This is a genomic window from Nocardiopsis akebiae (assembly GCF_018316795.1).
In the GTDB taxonomy this organism is placed as follows: Bacteria; Actinomycetota; Actinomycetes; order Streptosporangiales; family Streptosporangiaceae; genus Nocardiopsis; species Nocardiopsis dassonvillei.
This window is the reverse complement of record NZ_CP074132.1, coordinates 790,512-814,833: the sequence shown is the minus strand read 5'-3', so window position 1 is coordinate 814,833 and position 24,322 is coordinate 790,512. Positions and strand designations below refer to the sequence as shown.

The 24,322-nt window shown below is 76.2% G+C and carries 8 protein-coding genes; 4 read left to right on the top strand and 4 right to left on the bottom strand.

All coding sequences use genetic code 11. From position 1 onward, the window contains the following. Window positions 1-48: 48 nt before the first annotated feature. Window positions 49-1,425, top strand: a complete 1,377-nt coding sequence (locus KGD83_RS03480; RefSeq protein ID WP_212642485.1) for a YcaO-like family protein — start codon at window positions 49-51, stop codon at window positions 1,423-1,425. Window positions 1,426-1,665: 240 nt separating this feature from the next. Here the strand turns inward: KGD83_RS03480 and KGD83_RS03475 are convergent, their stop codons facing one another. Continuing rightward, entirely contained in the window at window positions 1,666-11,106 is a 9,441-nt protein-coding gene (locus tag KGD83_RS03475) for a non-ribosomal peptide synthetase (RefSeq protein ID WP_212642484.1), read from the bottom strand. Between the two features lie 1,151 nt (window positions 11,107-12,257). Here KGD83_RS03475 and KGD83_RS03470 point away from each other — a divergent pair. From KGD83_RS03470 to KGD83_RS03460, 3 genes are read left to right on the top strand one after another with little or no spacing between them, the layout of a single operon-like run. Next, the gene (locus KGD83_RS03470; RefSeq protein WP_212642483.1) at window positions 12,258-13,637 is read left to right on the top strand and encodes a serine hydrolase domain-containing protein; all 1,380 of its coding nucleotides are present in this window, start codon (window positions 12,258-12,260) and stop codon (window positions 13,635-13,637) included. 37 nt (window positions 13,638-13,674) lie between these two features. After that, window positions 13,675-21,438: a non-ribosomal peptide synthetase gene (locus tag KGD83_RS03465; protein ID WP_212642482.1), complete on the top strand. Its 7,764-nt coding sequence runs from the start codon at window positions 13,675-13,677 to the stop codon at window positions 21,436-21,438. A 53-nt stretch (window positions 21,439-21,491) separates the two neighbouring features. Beyond that, the gene (locus KGD83_RS03460; protein ID WP_013155306.1) at window positions 21,492-21,701 is read left to right on the top strand and encodes an MbtH family protein; all 210 of its coding nucleotides are present in this window, start codon (window positions 21,492-21,494) and stop codon (window positions 21,699-21,701) included. Between the two features lie 49 nt (window positions 21,702-21,750). Here KGD83_RS03460 and KGD83_RS03455 read toward each other — a convergent pair whose 3' ends face one another. From KGD83_RS03455 to rlmB, 3 genes are all read right to left on the bottom strand, one after another. Then, window positions 21,751-22,773: a DNA topoisomerase IB gene (locus KGD83_RS03455; protein ID WP_212642481.1), complete on the bottom strand. Its 1,023-nt coding sequence runs from the start codon at window positions 22,771-22,773 to the stop codon at window positions 21,751-21,753. Between the two features lie 52 nt (window positions 22,774-22,825). Then, complete coding sequence (locus KGD83_RS03450) at window positions 22,826-23,116, bottom strand: hypothetical protein (protein WP_249352113.1); 291 nt, start codon at window positions 23,114-23,116, stop codon at window positions 22,826-22,828. Window positions 23,117-23,252: 136 nt separating this feature from the next. Continuing rightward, the gene (gene rlmB / locus KGD83_RS03445) at window positions 23,253-24,212 is read right to left on the bottom strand and encodes a 23S rRNA (guanosine(2251)-2'-O)-methyltransferase RlmB (protein ID WP_212642479.1); all 960 of its coding nucleotides are present in this window, start codon (window positions 24,210-24,212) and stop codon (window positions 23,253-23,255) included. Between the last annotated feature and the right edge of the window lie 110 nt (window positions 24,213-24,322).

Sequence of the window (24,322 nt, the reverse complement as noted above, 5' to 3'; positions counted from 1 at the left end):
TCGCCCCGGCCGTCGAGGAACTGGACGAGGAGACCGCGGAGTAGCGCGGTGACGCGATCCGCGTGGATCCCCGCGTCCGGGGAGCGGACCTCCCCGCTCCCCGGGCCGGGTTCCGGAAGCTGGTCCGGAACCCGCGAGCGCGAACTCACCCTGGAGGAGGCGGAGCGGCGGGTCCGCGCCGAGGTGCGAGCCCTCGGCTGGAGCGCCCGCTACCGAACGCTCGACGACCGCGAACCGACCGCCGTCCAGTGCGGCCTGTGGGACGCCGACGGCTCCGAGGTCCCCTACGGACTCGGCGCTGGCAAGGGCCCCGGCCTTCCCGCGCGCGTAGGCGCGCAGTTCGAGGCCCTGGAACACGCGTTCACCGGCCCCACCGTCCTGGAGGCGCTGCCGGTGCGCCTGGTGGAGGCCGCGGAACTGGCCGAGGGCCCCTTCGCCGCCGACCGGGCGGTCCGCGACGTGGCCGCGCAGCGGGAAGCACGGGTGGCATGCGTGCGCCACGAGGCGCTCGACGGCGGCCCGCCGGTCGACGTCCCCGTGTTCCTGTGGGCGCCGTGGTACCCGGTCCCCGGCGGAAAGGCGGCGCGGGTGCGCCGCGCCCTCGGCGACACCGCCGAGTACCGCTCGGCGATGTCCTACAGCGTCAACTCCGGCTGCGCGATCGGGGCCACCCGCGACGAGGCGCTCCTGCACGCCCTGAACGAGTGGGTGGAGCGCGACGCGTTCTCGCTGTTCCTGCTGCGCTCGGTCTACGACGGCGGCCCCATGCCCGCGCGCGTGGCCCGCGATGCGCTGCCCGGTCGCCTGCGCGCCCACCTGGACCGCGCCCGCGACCTCGTCGGCGGCCCGGTGGTCCTGCTGGACCTGACCACCGACCTCGGCGTGCCCGTGGTCATGGCCTACGCCCCCGAACTCCGGGGCGGCGCACCGGACCACCGCTACGGGCTCGGCGCCTCCCTGTCGGGCGGACTCGCCGCGGAACGCGCCGTCACCGAGTTCGTCCAGGGCGAGCTGCTCGCCCGGGTCGTGGCCGAGCAGGCGGCGGCGACGGACGCGTCGGGGCCGTTCGCGCGGCTGGTCGCCGACCACGACGTCGCGGCCGGGGTCGGCGCCAGGCTCGCCGGGCACCCACGTCTCCTGGCCTGCGCCATGCTGGACTTCGCCGACCGGATCGGCGAGGCGCCGCCGGGCGCGGTGCCGCCCGAAACAGTGCCGCCCGGCACCGGTGTGCCCCTCCAGCGGGCCGCCGTCGTGGAACGGCTGACGGCGGCCGGGCACCGCGTCGCGGCCCACCCGCTGAGGGAGCTGGAGCACGGCACCGTCGTGGTGCAGGTGCAGTGCCCCGGCCTGGAGCGGTTCCACCTCGTCACCAAGGGGCACGTGGCCCTGCCCGGAACGCGGGGCCGGGCACGCCGCGCCCGCTGAGACGACCCGGGCGTCTCCTCTCCTCCACACGTCGGAACGCCCTGCGCATACCGGGTTTGCCGTGTGCTCCAGGGCACGCGTTCCGCGCACGCTGAGGCCGCCCGGGCCCGGGGCCGTCCGCCCCCGGACCGTCCGCCGCACACCGGGGCGCCTCCCCGGCGCCAAGGTCACGGACGCCGGGGCGGCCCCGCGTGCTGAGCCGCCCCGGGCGCCGCCGGTCGGCGGCGCCCGGCTCCCGCGTCACATCTGTTCCAGCAGCACGTCCTCCACCGCCTCGGCGTAGGCGCGCACCGTCTGGTGGTCGAACAGCAGCCGGGTGGGCACCGTGACGTCCAGCAGGCGTTCGACCTCGCGCACCACCTGGAGGCTGCGCACCGAGTCCCCGCCGATGTCGAAGAAGTTGTCGTCGCGGCCGATGCGCTCCAACCCAAGGGTGCGCCCCCACACCTCGGCCACGGCCTCCTCCGTGGGGGTGCTCGGCTCGACGTGCACGGGCGCGGCGGCGCGCGCCCAGGCGGGTTCGGGCAGTCGGGCCCGGTCCACCTTGCCGTTGGCGTTGAGCGGCAGCGCCTCCAGCACGGTGACGGCCGCGGGCACCATGTAGGCGGGCAGCTCGCGGGACAGGCTTTCGCGCACCAGCTCCGCGTCCGCCTCCCCTCCGGTGACGTAGGCGACGAGCTGGCGTCCGCCGGTGGGGGCCTCGGCCACCAGCACCACGGCCTGGGCGACTCCGGGTACGCGCAGCAGGGCGGCCTCCACCTCGCCCGTCTCGATGCGGAACCCGCGCAGCTTCACCTGGCCGTCCGCGCGGCCCACGAAGACCAGGCGCCCCTCGGCGGACCAGCGCACCAGGTCGCCGGTGCGGTAGAGCCGCCCGCCGTCGCCGAAGGGGTCGGCCACGAAGCGCTCGGCGGTCAGCCCGGGCTGGCCGTCGTAGCCGCGCGCCGTCCCCGGCCCGGAAAGGTACAGTTCGCCCACCGCGCCGGGCGGGACCGGGCGCAGGGCGCCGTCCAGGACGTGGGCGCCGGTGGCGTCCATGGGGCGGCCGATCGGGCAGTGCCCGGCGTCGGCCTCCTCCGCGCTCAGCGGGGTGCACGTGGCGAAGGTGGTGGCCTCGGTGGGTCCGTACACGTGCACCAGCTCGGTGTCGGGGCACGTCCGGCGCACGCGGGCGAGGGAGGCCGGGTCGGCGGCCTCCCCGCCGGTCCACAGCTCGCGCAGCCCCGCGAAGCACTCCGGGTCCTGCTGGGCGAAGAGGTTGAACAGGGCGGTGGTGAGGAAGACCGCGCTCACCCCGTGCCGGGCGGTGTGCTCGCGCAGGGCGTCGGCGGAGACCGGCCCGTCCGCGACCACCGCGGTCCCTCCGTTGAGCAGCGGCACCCAGACCTCGTAGGTGGCGGCGTCGAAGGCGTGCGGGGAGTGGAACAGCACCCTGTCGTGGCCCTCGCGCCAGCGGGAGTCGGCACTGAGGGCGACCACGGCGCGGTGGTCGACCACCACGCCCTTGGGCGTGCCCGTGGAGCCCGAGGTGAACATGACGTAGGCGGCGGTGTGCCCGTGCACCGGGTCCCGTCGGACCGTGGCCTCCGCGCCCTCGCCCGCCCCGGACAGCGCGCCGTCGGCGGCGTAGCCCACCACCGCCTCCACGTCCGCGCAGCGTTCGGCCGTGCCGGGGTCGGCCACCGCCACGCGCGCGCCCAGCGCGCGGGCCAGGGAGGCGACCCGCTCCGCCGGAACGGTCTCGTGCAGCGGCGCGTAGGCGGCCCCCGTGCGCAGGACGCCGAGCATGGCGGCCACCACCCGCGGCGAACGCGGCATGAGCAGCAGCACCCGGGACTCCGCGCCCACGCCCAGCGCGGCCAGGCGGTCGGCGATCCGGTCGGCCTCGGCGTCCAGTTCGGCGTAGGTCCACTCGCCGTCCGCGCCGACCAGGGCGGTCGCCTCGGGGTGGCGGGCGGCCCGCTCTGCGAACAGCGCGGTGACGGTGGCGGCGGGCGGCTCCTCTCCCCCGCCGTCGGCCAAGGCCAGGGACCGGGCCGGGTCGGCCCCGGCCACCCTGCCCAGGGGGCGTTCGGGGTCCTCGGTGAGCGAGACCAGGATGCGCTCCAGGTCGCCCAGCAGGCGGTCCGCGGTCGCGGCGTCGAAGCACTCCGGGTCGTGCCCTAAGACCAGGCGCAGCCCGTCGGAGGCGTAGGCGCTCAGCGCGAGCGGGTAGTTGGTGGCCTCCACCGCGTTGACGAACCGGACCCGCAGCCCGTGTTCGGCGGCCGCGGCCTCGTCCACGGGGTAGTTCTCGAACACCACGACGCTGTCGAAGAGCGGGGTGTCCCCGGGCAGGCCCGCCTCGGCCTGCACGCGCGCCAGCGACAGGTGGTCCTGGGCCCGCGAGCGCGCCTGGTCCTCCTGGAGACGGCGCAGCCACCGCGTCACGGGCTCGGCGGGGTCCACGGCCACGCGCACCGGCAGGGTGTTGATGAACAGGCCCACGGCGGCCTCCACCCCGGGCATGTCGTCGGGGCGGCCGGAGGTGGTGGCGCCGAAGACCACGTCGGCCCGCCCCGAGTACGCGGACAGGAGCAGGGCCCACGCGCCCTGGACCACGGCGTTGACGGTCAGGCCGTGGGCGCGGGCGAAGGCGTGCACGGCACCGGCCCGCTCCGGTGCGAGGACGGCCTCGCTGCGGGCGCTGGAGCGGGCTGCCCGCAGGGCGGCGGGCGGCCGGTCGTAGGGCAGCGGCGTGGGCTCGGTGACGCCCTCCAGCACGCCCCGCCAGAAGGCGTGCCCCTCCTCCGCGTCGCGTCCGGCCAGGCGGCGCAGGTACTCCCGGTAGTCGGGGCGCGCCGCCGGGACACCGCCCCGGTAGGCGGCAAGGACGTCCTCCATGACCAGGGGCAGGCTCCACCCGTCCAGGACCAGGTGGTGGAAGGTCCACACCAGGCGCACGGAGGCGTCGCCGGTGCGCAGCAGGGCCACTCGCAGGAGAGGGTCGCGGACGGGGTCCACGCCGCGGGCTGCGTCCTCGGCCAGGTGGTCGGCCAGGGCCCGCTCGCGCTCGTCCTCCGTCGCGCCGCGCAGGTCGAGGTGTGCCACCTCGACGGGGACGGCGCGGTGCACGAGCAGGACCGGTTCGGACAGCCCCTCCCAGGCCACGCGGGCGCGTAGAACGGGGGTGGCCGCGACCACCCGCCGCCAGGCGCGGCCCAGGGCCCCGGGGTCGTCCACGCCGTCCAGGTCCACGACGACCTGCTCCAGGTAGGAGCCGGAGTCGGGTTCCAGGGCGGAGTGGAAGAACATGCCCTGCTGCATGGGGGTGAGCGGCCACACGTCCTGGACGTCGCGGCCGTCGCCGACGAGGCGGTCGACCTCGGCCTGCTCCAGGCGCACGAGCGGGAAGTCGGAGGGGGTGGCCCCGCCGTGGGCGGGGTCCAGGCAGTGCTCGACCAGCGCGGCGAGTTCGGCGGCCATGGCCTCGGCGAGGCGGCGCACGGTGGCCGTGCCGTGGACGGTGGTGGCGTGGTACCAGTCGAAGACCAGGCGTTCGCCCTCGAAGCGGCCCACCACCTCGACCAGGTGGGCGCGCTCCTCGTCCGGGGAGTGCTCGCCGCCGGGGTTGAGCCGCATCGCGGTGTGCAGGGCGCCCCGGCCGGGGTCGGTGTCGAAGCGGCCCAGGTAGTTGAAGCTCACGCCGGGCGCGGGGTCGCGCTCCAGGCGGGCCCGCTGTTCGGGCGTGCCCAGGTGGCGCAGGGCGCCGTAGCCCAGGCCGTTGCCGGGGACCGCGCGCAGCATCTCCTTGGTGGCGCGGATCTGCTCGGTCCGGTCGGGCCGGCCGGTGAGCACGACGGGGAACACGGTGGTGAACCAGCCCACGGTGCGCGAGGTGTCCAGGTCCTCGAACAGGTCCTCGCGGCCGTGGCCCTCCAGGTCCACGGGCACGTGCGCGGAGCCGGTCCACTCGCACAGCACGCGGCCCAGGGCGGACAGCAGCAGGTCGTTGACGCGGGTACGGAAGGCCGCGGGCGCCTCGGCCAGCAGGCGGCGGGTGTCCTCCTCGGACAGCCCGGCGGTGACCACCTCCTGGTCGCGCACCAGGCCGTTGCCCCGGCCGGGGTGGTCGCGGGGCGGTTCGGCGCGGGTGGCGGCGACCTCTGCCCAGGTGTCGAGTTCGGCGTCGAAGGCCCCCTCGGCGGTGTGCCGGGCCAGGCGGTCGGCCCAGACGGAGAAGGGGGTGGTGCGCGGCCCCGGGTCCACGGGCGCGCCCTCGGCGGCCTGGCGGTAGGCGGTGGCCAGGTCCTCCAGCAGCACCCGCCAGGACACCCCGTCCACGACGAGGTGGTGGGCGGTCAGCAGCAGCCGGGAGCCCTCGGGGCCGGAGTCGAGCAGGACGGCGGCGAAGACGGGGCCGCGGGCCAGGTCGAGGCCGCTGTGGGCGGCTCGGATGCTCTCCTCGGCCAGGTCGCGGGCCCGTCCGGGTTCGTGTCCGGACAGGTCGACCACGCTCAGCGGCGGGGCGGCCGTGCCGGGTCCGGCAACGCGCGGGCCGTCGCCGTCGCGGCGCAGCCGCAGCATGTCGTGGTGGTCGGCGAGGGCGGCCAAGGCGGTGCGCAGGGCGCGCGGCTCCAGGGGCCCGGCGAGGTCGAGCAGCACCGACATGGCGAAGTGGTCGGGGGCCACCGGGTGGGTGCGGTCGAACCAGCCCATGACGGGCGTGGCGGTGAGCGGGCCGCTCACCGGACCGGCGCCGGACGCGCCGGGCCGCCGCACCCGCGCCACCTCGGCCAGGGCGGCGACGCTGGGGTGGGAGAAGACGTCGCGGCTGCTCAGCTCCACACCGGCCCGGCGGGCCCGGGAGACCATCTGGATGCTGAGGATGGAGTCGCCGCCCAGGGCGAAGAAGTCGTCGTGGACACCAACGCGCTCCACGGCCAGGACGGAGGCGAACACCTCGGCCAGGACGTGTTCGGTGTCGGTGCGGGGGGCGGTGTGCTCCCCGCCGTGCCCGGGGTCGGGCAGGGCGCGGCGGTCGACCTTGCCGTTGGCGGTCAGGGGCAGCGCGTCCAGGGCCACGACGACGGCGGGGACCATGTAGCCGGGCAGGACGCGGGCCAGGGCGCGGCGCCACTCCTCGGCGGTCTCCTCGTCAGCCTCCCCGTTCGAGGGCACGGCGTAGGCGAGGAGCCCGCGCCCGCCTCCGGGTGCGGCGCGCACGAGGGCGACGGCCTCGGCGACGCCGTCCAGGGCGAGCAGGGCGGCCTCGACCTCGCCGGGTTCGATCCGAAAGCCCCGGATCTTGACCTGGGAGTCGGCGCGACCGACGTACTCCAGCTCCCCGGAGCCGTTCCACAGCACGAGGTCGCCGGTGCGGTAGAGCCGTTCGCCGTCGCCGAAGGGGTCGGCCACGAAGCGTTCGGCGGTCAGCCCCGGGCGGCCCAGGTAGCCGCGGGCCACCCCGGCCCCGCCCGCGTACAGCTCCCCGACCGCGCCCGGGGGCACCGGGCGCAGGAGGGTGTCGAGCACCCGCACGCGCATGCCGTCCAGGGGCGTGCCGATCGGCACGGTGCGCACCGGTTCGCCGGTGCGCGCGGCGGGGTGGTGGGCGGCGAAGGTGGTGGTCTCGGTGGGCCCGTAGCCGTTGGCGACCGCCGTGCCGGGGCAGGCCCGCAGCACCCGGTGCACGCTCGCGGGGCTGGCGGCCTCGCCCCCCGTGATGACCTCGCGCAGCGGGGCGAAGCAGGCGGGGTCCTGGGCGGCGTAGAGGTTGAACAGGGCGGCGGTGACGAAGGTCGAGGTGATCCGGTGGCGGCGGGCCAGCGCGCCGAACTCCTCGGCGCTCATGCGCCCGGGCGGCGCGACGACCACGGACCCGCCTCGCAGCAGCGGTACCCAGATCTCGTAGGTGGCTGCGTCGAAGGCGTGCGAGGAGTGGAACAGCACGCGCTCGTCGCGGCCCCCGCCCCATCGGGAGTCGCGAGCCAGGGCCACCACGTCGGCGTGGGTCACCGCCACGCCCTTGGGCTCTCCGGTGGAGCCGGAGGTGTGCATGACGTAGGCCAGCGCGCGCGGGTCGGCCCCGGGCAGGGGGGCCTCGGTCCGCACGGTCGGGTAGGGGCCGTGCCCGTCCAGGACCAGCACGCGCGCGTCGGTGCCCTCGGGCATGCGGGAGCGCGAGGCGGTGTCGGTGACGATGACGCGCGCGCCGGTGCGGGCGAGTGTCCAGGCCACGCGTTCGGCCGGGTCGTCCGGATGGACGGGGACGTAGGCGCCTCCGGCGCGCAGCACCGCGAGCATCGCGGTTACCACGTGCGGCCCCCGCTCCAGCAGCAGCGGCACGGCGTCCTCCGTGCCCACCCCCCAGGCCCTCAGCAGGCGGGCCAGGTCGGCGGAGCGGGCGTCGAGTTCGGCGTAGGTCAGCGCAGGGAAGTCTCCGACCAGGGCCGGGGCGCGGGGGGTGAGGGCGGCCTGCTCGGCGAACGCGGCGGTCACGGACGCGGGCTCGTCCTGCGCCGGGGCGTGCTCCCAGGAGTCCAGGAGGGCGCGTTCGGCCCCGGACCGCAGGTCCAGGGCGGCCAGGTCCAGGCCGGGGTCGGCGACGACGGCGTCGGCCAGCCGGGACAGGGCGTCGGCCAGGGCCGCCACGCGTCCGGCGTCGTACAGGTCGGTGTTGTACTCCACCGACAGGCGCAGGGCGCCGTCGCGTTCGGCGTACTCGAAGACCAGGTCGGCCAGGGCGGCGGTGCGCGGCAGGTCGACCTCCTCCGCGCGCAGGCCCTCCAGCTCCAGTCCGCCGGTGTGGGCGTTCTGGAGGACCATCAGCGCCTGGAACAGGGGGCCGCGGGAGGGGTCGCGCTCGGTGACCAGGGCGTCGACGACGCGGTCGAAGGGCATCTCGTGGGCGAGGGCGGCGTCGGCCTCGGCGCGCACCTGCCCGACGAACTCGGCCGCGGTGGTGCCCGGGCGCAGGCGCGAGCGGAGCACGACCGGGTTGACGAAGAAGCCGACCACGTCCTCGAGCTGGGGGTGGTCGCGTCCGGCGGAGGCCGCGCCCAGGGCGACGTCGGCCGAACCCGACGCGGCCGAGAGCACGGCCTGGGTCAGGGCGGCCAGGGTCGCGAAGAGTGTGGCGCCGCTCGCCCCGCCCAACGCGCGCAGCCCCCGGAGCTGGTCGGGGGTCAGGCGGGTTCGATGGACGGCCCCGGCGGTGGTGCGCCGGGCGGGGCGAGGGCGGTCGGTGGGCACTGCCAGCGGGGGCAAGTCCTCCAGTGCGCGCGCCCAGTACTCCAGGCGGCGCCGGGCCTCGGGCCCCTCCCAGCGGCCCTGCTCCCAGACGGCGAAGTCGGCGTAGTCGGTCTCCGCGCGGGTGTCGGGCTCCGCGCCGCGCACGGCGGCCCGGTAGTAGGCGGCGAGGTCGCGGTGGATCAGGTCGACCGACCAGCCGTCGCAGGCGATGTGGTGGGTGCTCAGGACCAGGACGTGGTCCCGCTCCTCCAGGCGCAGCAGCAGGGCGCGGGTGGGCGGCCCCGCCACGAGGTCGAAGGGGGTGTCCACCTCGCGCCGCAGGTGCCGGTGCAGCTCCCGCTCCCGGTCGGCCGGGTCGGCGGAGGGGATCTCCCGCACGGTGAGGAGGTCGGCGCGGGGTTCGCGCACGTACTGGACGGGTTCGCCGTCGACGGTGTCGTAGGTGGTGCGCAGGGCCTCGTGGCGCCGCTGGAGCAGTTCCAGGGCGCGGCGGAGCGCGGGCACGTCGAGCGGTCCGCGCAGGCGGAAGGCGCTTCCGGTGTGGTACTCGGCGCTGTCGCCGTCGAGCTGGTGCAGGAACCACAGGCGGCGCTGGGCGGCCGACAGCGGCAGCGGTCGGCCGCGCCCGGCCGGGACGATGGGTTCCTCGCGGCGCCCGGCGTCCCCGGCCGCGGCCACGCCCTCGGGCGTGGGGTGGCGGAAAAGCGCGCGCGGGTCTAGGCCGGTGCCCAGGCGCTCCCCCAGGCGCCAGGCCACGCGGGCGGCGAGGATGGAGTCGCCGCCCAGGGCGAAGAAGTCGTCGCGGGCGCCGACCCGCTCCAGGCCCAGGGCCGCGGCGAACTCCTCGGCGGCGGCGCGCTCGGCTTCCCCGCGCGGCTCGACGTGTTCGGCGGAGGAGCGGACGGCGGGCGCGGGCAGGGCGCGGTGGTCGACCTTGCCGTTGGCGGTCAGGGGCAGCGCGTCCAGGGCCACGACGGCGGTGGGAACCATGTAGCCGGGCAGGCGGTCGGCCAGGCGCTCGCGCAGGACACCGGTGTCGGCGGTGCCGACGACGTAGCCGACCAGGACGCGCGCGCCCGGGGCGTCCTCGCGGACGGTGACCAGGGCCTGGGAGACGCCGTCCTGGTCGAGCAGGGCGGCCTCGACCTCGCCGGGTTCGATCCGAAAGCCCCGGATCTTGACCTGGGAGTCGGCGCGGCCGACGTACTCCAGCGGGCCGTCGGAGTTGCGGCGCACCAGGTCGCCGGTGCGGTAGAGGCGCTCGCCGCCGCCGAGGGGGTCGGCCACGAAGCGCTCGGCGGTCAGCCCCGGCCTCCCCAGGTAGCCGCGGGCCACCCCGGCCCCGCCCACGTACAGCTCGCCCACCTGGCCCGGATCGACCGGGGCCAGCCGGTCGTCGAGCACCCGGGCGAACACGCCGTCCAGGGGCGTTCCGACGGGCACCGACAGCAGCGGGGGCCGCTCGCGGTCCACGGCGAAGTGCGTGGCGAAGGTGGTGGTCTCGGTGGGCCCGTAGCCGTTGGCGACCGCCGTGCCGGGGCAAGCGTCCAGCACGGCGCGGACCGCGCCGGGCGGGACGGCCTCTCCCCCGGCGATGACCTCGCGCAGCGGTGCGAAGCAGGCGGGGTCCTGGGCGGCGAACAGGTCGAACAGGGCGGCGGTGACGAAGGTCGAGGTCACCCGGTGGCGGCGGGCCAGCGCGCCGAAATCCTGCGCCGAGAGCCGCTGCGGCGGCGCGACGACCACCGCCCCGCCGCGCAGCAGCGGTACCCAGATCTCGTAGGTGGCGGCGTCGAAGGCGTGCGAGGAGTGGAACAGCACGCGCTCGTCGCGGCCCCCGCCCCAACGCGAGTCCCGAGCCAGGGCCACCACGTCGGCGTGCGTGACAGCCACGCCCTTGGGCTCTCCGGTGGAGCCGGAGGTGTGCATGACGTAGGCCAGCGCGCGCGGGTGGGGGGCGGGCGGCTCCGGGTCGGAGGGGACGCCTTCGGCCTCCGGGCCGCCCTCCGCGTCCAGGTCCAGGATCCGGGCCAGGTCGCCCAGGCGCGCGGGCAGGCGGGGGCCGAGCACGCGGTCGGTGAGCACCAGGCGCGCGCCGGTGCGTTCGGCGGCGGCGAGCACCCGGTCGGCGGGCTCGTCGGGGTGGACGGGGACGTAGGCGCCTCCGGCTCGCAGCACCGCGAGCATCGCGGTGACCACGTGCGGCCCCCGCTCCAGGGCGAGCAGGACGGCGCCCTCGGGTGCGAGCCCGCGGGCCAGCAGCAGGCGGGCCAGGTCGGCGGAGCGGGCGTCGAGCTCGGCGTAGGTCACCGCCGGGAAGCCGCCGAGCAGGGCCGGGGCGTCGGGGGTGCGGGCCGCCTGCCGGGCGAAGGCCCCCGGGACCGAGGAGGGCGAGGCCGTGTCCGCGGGGTCGGGGGCGAAGCGGGTGGACTCCTGGGAGGACAGCACGTGACGGCTCCTGGCGCGTGTTCGAAGGCAAGGGCGGAAGGGCGTGTGTGGGGGACGGCGTGGGGGTCGGGAACTCCGTCGCCGCGGCGGCGCGGCCGCCCGGCGGCGAGGGGCGCGGAGGCGAATCGGACCGCCATTCCCGGCGGACCGTCGCACGAGGACAGAGCTTGCCACATCGCCTTATCCAACCGGGCACTTTACCAAAAAGCCCGTCATTCAGATATTCCCTCGGGCGACAGACAACCCCAGATCGAACACCTTGCGCCACACGGAATACTCAGGCCTCAAAGCAGACAAAATAGAGCAAAAGTGTTATTCGACAGATCACGCCAGTACAAATACGTGCAAAGCGAACAAAAGCCATGTGAGAGCAGAAGGTTTAGATACCGTACGGAGTGGTTAAATTACTCAAAGTAAAGGATTGGGCAATACCTGTCCACATGCGGCCACCAGGGAAATTCTTCCCCCGTCCACAGGTCAGCCGGTACGCACGACCCCGACGTACGCCACCGCCGAAACCGCACCCCCGACACGGACCCCGGCGACCGCGCCCCGACGCCTCCCCGTCGGGGCGGCCCCGCCCGGACGGGCGCATCACCGCTGCTCAGGACCCGGAAAGGGCCCATACCACACTCCGGAGCCCAGTACACGGGTTACTCCGCAAAAGACCGAACAGCGTTCATCCGACGATCCCTTCGGCCCCGCCCCCGCAGATAAACCGCCGTTTCATCTACCAAAACAGCGCGCAAGCGAACAAGAGCACTATTGACCGCAATCACCCCTCCACCAGCACGAACGGGTGACAAGGAACACAATCACGCGGGTAAACCCGGGCCGTTGTCGACCGACGTCCACAACGCGACACGACCCTTCCGTCCAAGCCTTCACCGTCCCGACCGGAAGGCGAACCCCCTGCTAACGGCGGGGATACACCGGGAAAAACCCGAAGGCCTCAGTACGCGGCTAATGTCTTCACACCCCGGAAATCTCCTGGAAGGCCCGGACCGTATTCCCCGTCACCTGGTTCCCGACATATCCGAAACCCTTGCCAAGATTCGAAGCGATATGTGAGTATCCGTGACACGTGCGGTCTACCGCCCCGTCCCCGCCGAAGCGACCGGCCGCTCCCGTCCCGAGCGCCGGCCTTTCGGGTGCCCTCCGACTCCCACGAGGAGAACGTCGTGCGCGACGCCCTGTCCGACCTGCTCCGCCGGACCTGTCACCAGGCCGGCGTCCCCGGAGCCCAACTGGCGGTCTACCACCGCGGTGAGCTGCACACCTGCGCCACCGGGGTGGAGGACACCCAGACGGAGCGCCCCGTGGCGCCCGACTCGCTCTTCCCGATGGGCTCGGTGACCAAGACCGTCACCGCCGCCCTGGTCATGCAACTGGTGGAGGACGGCGACGTCGACCTCGACTCCCCGGTCCTGGACCACCTGGGCGGGGCCGCCCCCGACCACCCGCTGCGGGGCGCCACCGCCCGCCACCTGCTCAGCCACACCTCCGGTCTGGTCTCGGAGCGCTCCGAGACCGCGCCCGCGACCTCCCTTCGCCGCTACGTCTCCTCGCTCGCGCCCGAGGACCGCGTCGCCGAGCCGGGCACGCTGTTCTCCTACTCCAACACCGGCTACGCCGTGGCGGGCCGACTCGTGGAGGCCGTCACCGGACAGAGCTGGTGGGAGACCGTGGAGTCGCACCTGTGCGGCTCCACCGGCATGGAGCTGGCGCCGGTCCTGGCGCCGCGGCCCTTCCCCACCGCAGACCTGGTCACCGGGCACGCCGTCGACGGCGCGGGCCGGGCCCACCCGGTGGGCTTCCACATCGAACCGGCGCTGGCCCCGGCCGGGGGCCTGGCCGCCAGCGCCACCGCCCTGGCCGCCTTCGGCCGCGCCTTCCTCGACCCCGAGCACGCCGCCCTGGACGGCGAGGTCGCCGCCCCGGACGTGCTGCGCGAGATGGGCCGCTCGGTGAGCGTGGCCGACCCCTTCGGCCTGGCCGACGGCTGGGGCGCCGGGTGGTCGCTGCACCTGGCCGGGGACCGCCTGTGGTACGGCCACGACGGCACCCTGGACGGCGCCACCTGCAACCTGCGCGTGGACCCCGAGGGCGGCTCCGTGGTCGCGCTGACCACCAACGCCACCACCGGCGTGACCGCCTGGGAGCACGTGGTCCGCGGCCTGCGCGAGCTGGGGGTGGACGTGGGCCACTACCGCCAGCCCGACGCCGCGGCCGAGGGCGGCGCCGCCGGGCCCGGCCCGGACCTGGTCACGGGGCGCTACGGCAACGGCGGCCTGGCCGCCGAGGTCGTCCCCGGCAGGGACGGGTACCGGCTGATCATGTCCAACGGCTTCGAGGGCCCGCTGTCCACCGGGCCGGGCGGCGCCTTCCGCGTCGTCTCCGAACGCCACGGCGGGGTCGCGCTCAGCGGTCGCTTCCTGGCCGACCCCGCCGAGCCCCGGCGCGCCACGGCGCTCCAGTACAACGGGCGCACCCTGCGCCTGAGCGGGCTCGCCGTGGGCCCCAACGCCTGATCCACTCCCTGCGCAGACGAGGACCGGCACAGCCACCATGAGCAGCGAAGCCACCGCCGACCCCACCACCGACGCCGCCCGGGCCAGGGCGCGCGATGAGGTCCTGCGCCGCCTGCGCTCGCGCGGCGGGAGCGGCCGGGACATCCCGCGCGTGCCCCGCGACCGCCCGGCCGCGCTGTCCTTCGCCCAGCAGCGGCTGTGGGTCCTGGAGCAGATGGCTCCCGGCCGCACCGACTACAACTCCGCCCTGGTGCTGCGGCTGACCGGGGACCTGGACGCCGGGGCGCTGCGGCGCTCCCTGACCGCGCTCGTGCACCGGCACGAGTCCCTGCGCACGACCTTCACCGAGGTGGACGGCGAGGGGCGCCAAGTCATCGGCGCCCCCCGCGAGGTGGAGCTGCCGGTGACCGCCGCCGGGAGCCGCGAGGAGGCAGCCGAACTCGCGGCCCGCGAGTACGCCCTGCCCTTCGACCTGGAGCGCGGCCCCCTGATGCGGGCCCGGCTGCTGGCCGAGGGGCCCGGAGTCCACGTACTGGTGCTGTGCCTGCACCACATCGTCACCGACGGCTGGTCCCTGGACCTGCTGCGCACCGAACTGGACACCCTCTACCGCGCCGCCACCGCCGACCCCGGCCGCGCACCGGACTCCCTGGCCGGGGAGCTGGGCGCGCCGCCCCTCCAGTACGCCGACTACGCCGCGTGGCAGCGCACCCGCCTGGACGGCCCGGCCCTGGACCGCTCCCTGGAGCACTGGCGCCGCAGGCTCGCCGACCCGCCCGTGCTCGAACTGCCCACCGACCGCCCGCGCCCGGCCGTACGCGAGGGGGCGGGCGACACCCTGCCCTTCACGCTGCCCGCACCGCTGACGGAGCGCCTCGAACGCCTGGCCGCCGACCACGGCACCCACCTGTCCACGGTGCTGCTGGCCGCGGCCCAGGTGACCGCGGCCCGCTGGAGCCGCAACCCCGACGTGGTGCTGGGCACCGTCGCCTCCGGCCGCGAGGACCGGCGGCTGCACGCGACGGCGGGCTTCTTCGTCAACACCCTGGCCGTGCGCCAGCACGTGGACGAGGAGCTGTCCTTCGGCGCGCTGCTCGACCGGACGCGCGCCGGGTTCCTCGCCGACCTCGACCACGGTGAGGTCCCCTTCGACACGGTCGTGGACGCCGTCCTGACCGAACGCGACCCCGCCGTGCCGCCGCTGGTGCAGGCCGCCGTGGTCTTCCAGAGCGCCCAGGGGCCCGAGGCGGGGCTGGGCGGACTGGAGGCCGAGCCCGTGCCGGTGCGGCGCGGCCAGTCGGTCTTCGATCTGACCCTGGAGTTCCGCCCCGGGCCCGGCGGCGTCGCCGGTTCGGCCGAGTTCGACACCGCGCTGTTCGACCGCGCCACCGTGGAGCGCCTGGTCCGGGACCTGGTGCGGGTGCTGGAGAACGCCGAGGACCCCCGGCCGCTGCGCGCCGTGGCGCTGGTCGGCCCCGAGCGGGCCCGGGAGCTGGAGCGCTCCTGGACCGGGAGGCCCGGACCCCGGCCGCGCAGCCTGCCCGAGCTGTTCGCCGAGCGGGCGCGCCTGCGCCCCGACGACCCCGCCCTGGTCGGCGCGGACCGCACCGTCTCCTTCGCCGAGGCCGACGACCGGGCCGCGCGCCTGGCGCGGCGGCTGCGCGGACTCGGCGTGGCGCGGGGCGACCGCGTCGGCGTGTGCGTGGAGCGCGGCCCGGCCCAGGCCGAGGCCCTGCTGGGCGTGGTGTACGCGGGGGCGGTCTACGTCCCCCTGGACCCGGAGTACCCCAAGGAGCGGCTGGCCGCGATCCTCGACGACGCCGAACCGCGCGCGGTCGTCGCCGACGCCGCGGGCGCCCGCCGCCTGCCCGGAAGCGGCCCGCTGGTGGACGCGGCCGACCCCGAAGTGGACCGCGCGGAACCGCTGCGCGAGCACGTCCTCCCCGAGGACCCCGCCTACCTCATCTACACCTCCGGTTCCACCGGAAGGCCCAAGGGCGTCCTGGTGGCGCACCGCGGCCTGGCCGCCCTGGCCGCCTTCCAGGGCGAGCGCATGAGCGTGGGCCCCGGCTCGCGGATGCTCCAGTTCGCCTCACCCAGCTTCGACGCGGCCATCGCCGAGCTGGTGGTGGCGCTGCTCAACGGCGCGGCCTCCGTGCTGCTGCCGCGCCCCTCATTGGCGGGCGAGGGGCTGCCCCGGGCCCTGCGCGAGCACCGCGTCACCCACGTGACCCTGCCGCCCGCGCTGCTGCCCGGTCTGTCCCCCGACGAGCTGGGCCCGGTGGAGCACCTGCTCCTGGCGGGCGAGGCCTGCCCGGGCGAGCAGATCGCCCGCTTCCTCGACGGCCGGGCCGTGTACAACGGCTACGGCCCCACCGAGTCCACCGTGTGCACCACCCTGAGCACGCCGCTGTCGGACGGCGGCGGCCCTCCCCTGGGCGACCCCGCGGCGGGCACCCGCGTACGGGTCCTGGACCGCTGGCTGCGCCCGGTTCCCGACGGCGTCCCCGGCGAGCTCTACATCAGCGGCGACGGGCTGGCGCACGGCTACCTCAACCTGCCCGGCACCACCGCCGCGCGCTTCGTCGCCGACCCGGACGGCGGGGGAGGGCGCATGTACCGCTCCGGCGACCTGGTCCGCCGCGTCGGCGGGCGGCTGGAGTTCCTCGGCCGCACCGACGACCAGGTCAAGATCCGCGGCCACCGCGTGGAGCCGGGCGAGGTCGAGCACGCCCTCACCCGCCTGCCCGGGGTCGGGCGGGCCGTGGTCGTGGTCGACGGCACCGGCGCCTCGCGCCGCCTGGTCGCCTACGCCGTCCCCTCCCCCGGGCACGCCCCGACCCCCGCCGACCTGGAGCGGGCCGCCCGCGTGCTCCCCGCCTACATGGTCCCGGCGGCCTTCGTCGTGCTGGACAGCGTCCCGGTCACCGCCAACGGCAAGACCGACCGGCGCGCCCTGCCCGCCGTGGACTGGGCCGCGCGATCCGGCGCCGGGCACACGGCCCCGCGCAACCGAGCGGAGCGCGAGCTGGCCCGGGTCTGGTGCTCCCTGCTGGGCCTGGAGCGCGTCGGCGTGCACGACGACTTCTTCCGCGTGGGCGGCGACTCCGTCACCGGCGTGCGCGTGCTCGCCCGCGCCGCCGAGCGGCTGGGCTCCCGGCCCCCGCTGCGCGCGCTGTTCGAGCGGCCGACCATCGCGGCGCTGGCCGAGCTCTACGACGGCTCCGGCGACCGCCGCGACGCGCCCGCGCGGACGGAGCACGAGGGCCCGGCGCCCCTGTCCTCCGCCCAGCGCCGCATGTGGTTCCTGGACCAGTACTCGCCCGGCGGGTCCGGGTACAACTCCGGCGGCGCGCTGCGCCTGTCCGGCGGACTGGACACCGCGGCGCTGGAACGGGCCCTGCACGCCCTGTCCGCGCGCCACGAGGCGCTGCGCACGGTCTTCCCCTCCCGGGACGGCACGCCGCACCAGGTCGTGCTCCCCGATTCCGGTCTGCCCGTGGAGACGGTCGAGCTTGACGGCCCGCCCGTGGAGGGGGCCGGGCTCGACGGCCCGCCCGGCGCCGGACGCGGGGAGCGGCTGGACACGCTGCTGGAGGAGTTCGCCGCGCGCCCCTTCGACCTGGCCCGGGGACCCCTGACCCGGGTCCTGCTGGTGCGCGTGGACGAGGGCGACCACGTCCTCTCCATCGCCATGCACCACATCGTCACCGACGCCTGGTCGATGTCGGTGCTCGTCGGGGAGCTGGGCGCGCTCTACGAGGCCGCCCGCGAACGGCCCGGCGCGTCCGCCGACGCGCTGCCCGGCGCCGCGGGCCTGGAGCCGGTGGGCCTGCGCGCCACCGACGTGGCCGTGTGGCAGGAGGAGCGGGCCCGCTCGGGCGCCTTCGAGGAGCACCTGAGCTACTGGCGCGACCAGCTCGCCGGGGTGGAGCCCCTGGCGCTGCCGACCGACCGGCCCCGGCCCGCCCGGCGGCGCGGCCTCGGCGCCGCGCGCGCCTTCGAGGTCCCCGCGCGGGTGCGCGAGGGCGTCCGCGCGCTGGAGTCCGAACACGGCCTGACCCTGTTCATGGTGCTGGCCGCCGCCACCGCCGTGACGCTGTCGCGCCACAGCGGCCAGCGGGACCTCGTGCTGGGCACGGTGACCTCCGGGCGCGACGACGCGGCCCTGGAGAACACGGTCGGGTTCTTCGTCGACACCGTGGCACTGCGGCTGCGGGTGGACCCCGACGCGAGCGCGGCCTCGCTGCTCGCCGACGTGCGCGAGACCGTCCTGGCCGCGTTCGAGCACGGCGAGGTGCCCTTCGACAGCGTCGTGGACGCGACCGGGCAGGAACGCGACCCCTCCCGCCCCACCCTGGTCCAGGCGCTGGTCACCCTGCGCAACACGCCGGGCGCCCCCTGGCGGGTCAGCGGGCTCGACGCGCGCCCGCACGACGTCGCCCACCGGCACACCCAGTTCGACCTGACGGTGGAGTTCGCGGAGGAGGACGGGCGGCTGCTGGGCGCGGTGGAGTACGACACCGACCTGTTCGACGCCCGCACCGCCGACCGGATCGCCCACCACCTGACCGCCGTCCTCGACCTGCTCTCGCGCGCGCCCGGGGCGCCGGTGCGATCCCTGGCCCCCGCGCCCGCCCCGGAGGAGGCGGAGGCCCTGCGGTCCTGGGGCACGGGCGCGCCCGGCCACCCCCCGGCCTCGGTGCCCGGCCTGTTCGGCGCGCGGGCCCGCGAGACCCCCGACCACCCTGCCCTGGCCGGACCCGGCGTCGCGGTGACCTACGCCGGACTGGACCGCGCCTCGGCCGCCCTGGCGGCGCGGCTGCGCTCGCTGGGGGTGGGGCCCGAGACGCCCGTGCCGCTGCTGCTGGAGCGGGGGCCGCACGTGGTCACCGCGATGCTCGCGGTGCTGCGCGCCGGGGGCGCCTACGTCCCCGTGCACGCCGACGACCCGGCCGAACGCGTCCGCCTGCTGGTCGCCGAGACCGGGGCGCCCTGCGTGCTCACCGACGCCGCCTCCGCCGACCGGGTGCCGCCGACCTGCACGGCGGTGCTGGTCGACGCCGCCGACGCCGCACCGGCCGCGGAGGCCGGGGCGCGGGGGCTGGACGGCGCCCACCCCGACCAGCTCGCCTACGTCATGTACACCTCCGGTTCCAGCGGCACGCCCAAGGGCGTGGCGGTGACCCACGCCGACGTGGTGCGCTTGGCCGCGGACCGCCGCTGGTCCGGCGGGCACGCCCGGCGCACGCTCTTCCACTCCTCGCACGCCTTCGACGCCGCCACCTACGAGATCTGGGCGGCGCTGCTGACCGGCGGCACCGTCGTGGTGGCCCCGCCCGGGCGGCTGGACGCCGACGGCTTCGCCGCCCTGGTGTCGGAGCACCGGGTCAGCGCCACCTTCGTCACCGCGGCGCTGTTCAACCTCTACGCCGCGCAGGACCCCTCCTGCTTCACCGGGATGGAACAGGTCATCACCGGGGGCGAGGCGGCCAGCCCGCACGCGGTGGAGCGGGTGCGCCGCGCCTGCCCGGACACGACCGTGGCCAACGGCTACGGGCCCACCGAGACCACGACCTTCGCCGCCCACCACGCGCTCCCCCGGGAGGGCGCCACCCCCGAACCGGTGCCGATCGGCCGCCCCCTGGACGGCACCCGGCTGCACGTGCTGGACGAGCGGCTGCGGCCGGTGCCGGTGGGCGCGGTCGGCGAGCTGTACGTGGGCGGCCGGGCCACCCGCGGCTACCACGGCCGCCCCGGGCCGACCGCCGAGCGCTACGTGGCCGACCCCTTCGGCGACGGCGGACGGCTCTACCGCACCGGCGACCTCGTGCGCTGGAACAACTCCGGCGAGCTGGAGTACACCGGCCGCGCCGACTCCCAGGTCAAACTGCGGGGCTTTCGCATCGAACCCGGGGAGGTGGAGGCGGCCCTGCTGCGCCTGCCCGACGTGGCGCAGGCCACCGTCCAGGTGCACCGCTCCGCCTCGGGCGCGCGCGGCCTGGTCGCCTACGCGGTCCGCGCTGCGGGAGCGGACCCGGACCTGCCGGACGTGCGCGAGCGGCTGCGCCGGACCCTGCCCGACTACATGGTCCCGGGCGCCGTGGTGTTCCTGGACGCCATCCCCCTCAACGCCAACGGCAAGGTGGACCGGGCCGCTCTTCCCGAGCCCGCCGAGCCCGGGGAGCGCACCGCCCCGGACGCGGCCCCGCGCGGCGACGCCGAGCGGGCGCTCGCGGGCATCTGGTCGGAGCTGCTGCGGGTCGCGGAGGTGGGCCGCCACGACAACTTCTTCTCCCTGGGCGGCGACTCGATCCTGAGCATCCAGATGGTCTCGCGGGTGCGCGAGGCCGGATGGAACGTCACCACGCGCGACGCCTTCCTGCACCAGACGGTCGCCGACCTGGCCGCCGCGGCCGAGCGGGGCGGGGCGGCGGGCGGCCCCGCCGCGCGGGTCCCGGTCACCGGGACCGTCCCGCCCACCCCGGTGGAGCGCTGGTTCCTGCGCACCCGCACGCGCCGCCCCGAGCACTTCGACATGTCGCTGCTGTTCGAGGCGGCCGAGGGCACCGACCCGCGGCTGTGGGCGCGGGCCGCCGACAGCCTGCCCGCGCACCACGACATGCTGCGGCTGCGGGTCACCGACAGCGCGGACGGCCCGCGCGGGCACCTGGACGCCGACGCGGCGCCCGGTGCCCGGGTGGTGCGCGTGGACGGCGGCGAGGACGAGATGGAGCGGGCGGTGGAGCGCGAGGCCCTGCGCGAGCGCCCCGCCAAGCGGCTCGCGGAGGGGCCCCTGTTCGAGGCGGTGGCCTTCGACCGGGGCGGGCGCCGGGCGCCGCGGGTGCTGCTGTCGGCGCACCACCTGGTGGTCGACGCCGTGTCCTGGCGGGTGCTGCTGGAGGACCTGGCCACCGCCTACGGGCAGCTGGAGCGCGGGGAGGCGGTGGACCTGGGCGCGTCCACCACCCCCTTCCCCGAGTGGGCGCGCCGCCTCGGAGAGCACACCGCCCGGGGGGCCTTCGACGGGGACGCCGGGTACTGGGCCGACCTCGCGTCCCGGGCCGGGGACGCCCGCCTGCCCGTGGAGCTGGAATCGGGCCCCAACGACGTGGCCTCCCAGCGGATCGTCACGGCCGCCCTGTCGGCGGAGGAGACCGAGTCGCTGCTGCGCCGGGTGCCCGGCACGCTGCGCAGCAGCATCGACGACGTGCTGCTCGGCGCGCTGGGCCGGGTCCTGACCGACTGGAGCGGCGACCCCCGCCTGCTGGTGGCCAAGGAGGGCCACGGCCGCGAGGACCTGTTCGACGACGTGGACCTGTCCCGCACGGTGGGCTGGTTCACCGCCATCCACCCGGTGCTGCTGGAGGTCCCCCCGGGCACCGGCACGGCCGAGGCGGTGGCCGCCGCCCGGGCCCAGCGGCGGGCGGCGCCGGAGGCGATCGGGTTCGGGGCGCTGCGCGAGCTGGGCGGCGACCGGGTTCCGGCCCCGCTGGCCGCGATGCCCGAACCCCAGGTGGCCTTCAACTACCTGGGGCGGTTCGGCGACCAGGACGGCGGGCCGGTGGGGCGCCTGCTGCCCCTGCCGCCGTGCGACCACGCCCCGCAGGAGGAGCGCACCGGCCTGTTCGACGTGACCGGCGGCGTCACCGGCGGACGGCTGGAGTTCTCCTGGACCTACTCGGCCAACCGGCACCGCACCGAGACGGTGCGGGCCCTGGCCGACGAGTACGCCGAACGGCTGCGCGGCCTCGTGGGCGAGGCCGGGCGCGGGCGCGCGCGGAACCGCCGGGCGCGCTGACCGTGCCGCGCGAACGGCGCGCGGCACCCGCGACGACAAGGAGACGGAACGACGTGAGCAACCCCTTCGACGACGAGGACGCACGCTTCCTCGTGCTGGTCAACGACGAGGGCCAGCACTCCCTGTGGCCCGCCTTCGCCGAGGTGCCCCGGGGCTGGCGGGTGGCCCAGGGCGAGACCTCCCGGGCCGAGGCCCTGGAGTACGTGGAGCGCGAGTGGACCGACCTGCGCCCGGCGAGCCTGATCGCCGCGCAGGAGGGCTGAACGCGTCGGGGCGCGCGGGTCCGGCGCGCCCCGGCGCCCTCACCCGCCCTCAGGCGTCGCCGTTGTCGCGCAGCATGCGCAGCACCGCCTCCTCCACCCCGCCCTGGGTGGCGAGTTCGCCCGCGGGCGCCTCGCCGCCCAGTTCGGGCAGGGAGGCGGCGATGGTCACGCCCCGCTCGTGCAGCCGGAAGACGCGCGGGTCGATGTAGGAGTCCCGGGCCACCGCCTCGGTGTTGCCCAGGTAGTCGGCCACCTCGCGGACCACGTGCGTCCGCAACCGGGCCAGGCCCCTGTCGTCCTCGGGCGGCACGGCCACCGCGACCCCGACCGCGGCCAGGACCGTCGCGTGCCAGGTGCGGAACTCCTTGACCGTGTGCTCCTCCCCGGCGACCTCGCGCAGGTAGGAGTTGAGGTCGTCGGTGTTCACGTCGTGCCAGCCGTCGCCGGCGCGGTAGGCGAACAGGTCCTGCCCCGGCGAGCGGACGCGCTGGAGGCCGGAGACCACCCGGCGGATCTCGGGTTCGGCGCACTCGACGCGCTGGTCCTGACCTGACTTGCCGGGGAACTCGAACACCACCGTGCCGCGGCTGCGGCGGACGTGCTCGCGCAGCAGGCTCGCGACCCCGTAGGAATCGTTGCGGGCGGCGTAGGCGTCGCCCCCGGCCCGCAGGAAGCCGAGGTCGATCAGGCGGACGGCCGCGGCCAGGACGCGCTCGCGCCGCAGCCCGCGGCGGCCCAGGTGCTCGGTCAGCGTGCCGCGGATCTTCGGGAGCAGCTCGGCGAAGTCGAGCATCCGGTCGTACTTGGCCTCCTCGCTCCGGCGCCGCCACTCGGCGTGGTAGAGGTACTGGCGGCGGCCCGCGTCATCGGTGCCGCACGCCTGGATGTGCCCCTCGGGCGAGGGGCAGATCCACACGTCGTGCCAGCCCGGGGGCACGACGAGTTCCCTGACGCGCCGGACCTGCTCGGGGTCGGTGACCGTTCTGCCGTCCGGGCCGTGGTAGCTGTAGCCGCGACCGCGACGGCGCCTGGTGATCCCCGGCTCGGCCGGATCGCTGCGCCGAAGGCTCATACCGAGGCCTCCTCACGGACGACCGTGCGCGTTCCCCGGACCGCTCGCCCGCTCAGGACGGGTCCCGGCCGGGCGGGCGCTCCGGGCTCTCGGGCACCGACCGCGCGTCGGCCGCGTCGGCGGCGTCCCCACCGCCCTCGGGCCCGGGCTCCCGATGCGCCTCGTCGCCTCCCTCGGCCGCGTGCAGGCGGTCCTTCAGCAGCTCCAGCACCCGCATCCGGCCGGAGTGGCTCTCCTCGTAGGCGATCAGCTCGCGCACCCGCTCCGCGGGGAGGGAGCGGACGCGTTCGTCCAGGTCCCGGAGCGAGAGGTCCTCGTAGTCGGGTACAGGAGGAGTCGCCATGCCGCCCACCCGCTTCCTCTGCGATGGCCACGTGCAGCAGCACAGCTACCCGCGGGGCCGGAGCGGAAAACGAAGGCGCGGACCCGCCCGGCTCCGTGTGCGCGGAGCCGGACGGGTCCGAAGCGGGGTGCCGCTGCTACCCCTTCGCGGCGGAGCGGCGGCGGGCCACCTCGTAGAGGGACACCCCGGCGGCCACGGAGGCGTTCAGCGACTCCGCGTTGCCGATCGGGATGCTCGCGACCACGTCGCAGGCCTCGCGCACCAGGCGGGACAGGCCCTTGCCCTCGGAGCCGATCACGACGACCAGCGGGCCGGTGGCCAGCTCCAGGTCCGGGATGGGGGTGTCGCCGCCGGCGTCGAGGCCGACCACGAACACGCCCTCCTTCTTGTAGCCCTCCAGCGCGCGGGTCAGGTTGGTGGCCTGGGCCACGGGCAGCCGGGCGAGGGTGCCCGCGGAGGTCTTCCAGGCGGTGAGGTTGACCCCGGCCGAGCGGCGCTCGGGGATGAGCAGGCCGTGCGCGTTGAACGCGGCGGCCGAACGCGCGATGGCGCCGAGGTTGTGCGGGTCGGTCACCCCGTCCAGGGCCACGATCAGCGCCGGGGTGTCGGACTCCATGGCCGTGTCCAGCAGGGCCTCGGGCGCGCGGTACTGGTAGGGGCGCACCTGGAGCGCGAGCCCCTGGTGGGCCGCGCCGGGCTGGCCGTTGCTCTCGCAGCGGCGGTCGAGCTCGGTCTTGGTGACCTCCAGCACGTCCAGGCCGCGCTCACCGGCGATCCGGGCCGCCTCGTTGACGCGCTCGTCCGGGTCGAGGCTGTTGGCCAGGAACAGGCGGGTGGCGGGCATACCGGCGCGCAGCGCCTCCACCACCGGGTTGCGCCCCACCAGCAGGTCGGAGGCGTCCGCACGGCGGCGCTCCCCCTGCTGGCCCCGGGCCTGGCCCGCGGAGTCGGGGCGGCGGGCGGCCTTGGCCCGCTGCTTGCCCTCGTACCAGTGCCGCTGCTCGGCGGGCAGGGTGCCGCTCTTGCCCTCCAGCGAGCGGCGGCCCTTGCCTCCGCTGCCCTTGGTCGGACCCTTCTTGCTCTTCTTCGCCGGCATGGTCGCCGCCTCCCCGTCAGTGTCGCGGGCATGCCGGAGGCGCGTGGCATCCGGCTGGTGGAATGTGGCCTGCCAACGTGAACGCGGCGGCGAACTCCCAGACTAACGCC

Bases quoted from the DNA above. Each gene is read 5' to 3' on its own strand.
- KGD83_RS03450 (WP_249352113.1), bottom strand. From the start codon at position 23,116: ATGGCGACTCCTCCTGTACCCGACTACGAGGACCTCTCGCTCCGGGAC.
- rlmB (WP_212642479.1), bottom strand. From the start codon at position 24,212: ATGCCGGCGAAGAAGAGCAAGAAGGGTCCGACCAAGGGCAGCGGAGGC.
- KGD83_RS03465 (WP_212642482.1), top strand. From the start codon at position 13,675: ATGAGCAGCGAAGCCACCGCCGACCCCACCACCGACGCCGCCCGGGCC.
- KGD83_RS03455 (WP_212642481.1), bottom strand. From the start codon at position 22,773: ATGAGCCTTCGGCGCAGCGATCCGGCCGAGCCGGGGATCACCAGGCGC.